The organism is Pseudoxanthomonas koreensis (assembly GCF_010093225.1).
Taxonomy (GTDB): Bacteria; Pseudomonadota; Gammaproteobacteria; order Xanthomonadales; family Xanthomonadaceae; genus Pseudoxanthomonas; species Pseudoxanthomonas koreensis.
Genome location: NZ_PDWM01000089.1, coordinates 1 through 584, shown reverse-complemented (window position 1 = coordinate 584; position 584 = coordinate 1). Strand labels below are relative to the sequence as shown.

Below are 584 nucleotides of genomic sequence, written 5' to 3'. Positions count from 1 at the left end.
CGCGCGCACGCGTCTTTCATCGTTTTCATCGCGAACTGGGCACCTGTGTGGAAGGCAGCGGGTTGGGTTTGTCGATCGTGCACGACATCGCCGTGGCACACGCGGCGCGCGTGCAGCTGGATGAATCGCCTGCGTTGGGCGGCTTGCGCGTCCGCGTGCAATGTGTCGGTCACCCGATCAGCTGCCGGACGATCCGTAGGCAAGGGCGCCATCACGCCGACAAACGGCGCTTGACATCGAATTCGTTTACGCGTGTAATCGATAAAAATTACGGATGTAATCGCATGTCGATCAGTGACGCAGAAGCAGTGGTGATGCAGGTGCTCTGGGATGGCGCACCGCGCGCGGCAGAAGAGGTGATTGCCGCATTGGCGCACACCGGCTGGGGAAAAAAAAAGACGGAGAGACAGAAAAGGGAAAACGGCTTGCGGTAGTTACGGGACATGCATCAGTATAAGGCAGATACAAGGGATAAGGGCAAGAGGTACGGAACAAGATGGATAAGGTGGGAGGGAGGTATGATGGGACGGGTACAAGAACGAGTTGCCTATGAGTGAGTCGGTGGCATGATTGTCTGATGTAGT

2 pseudogenes are annotated in these 584 nt (G+C 56.7%); both read left to right on the top strand.

Features of this window, described 5'->3' with window-relative positions:
* Positions 1-182, top strand: a pseudogene (locus tag CSC64_RS13835) (ATP-binding protein); the annotation flags it as partial.
* Between the two features lie 48 nt (positions 183-230).
* Positions 231-392: pseudogene (locus CSC64_RS13830) on the top strand (BlaI/MecI/CopY family transcriptional regulator); the annotation flags it as partial.
* Positions 393-584: the final 192 nt, after the last annotated feature.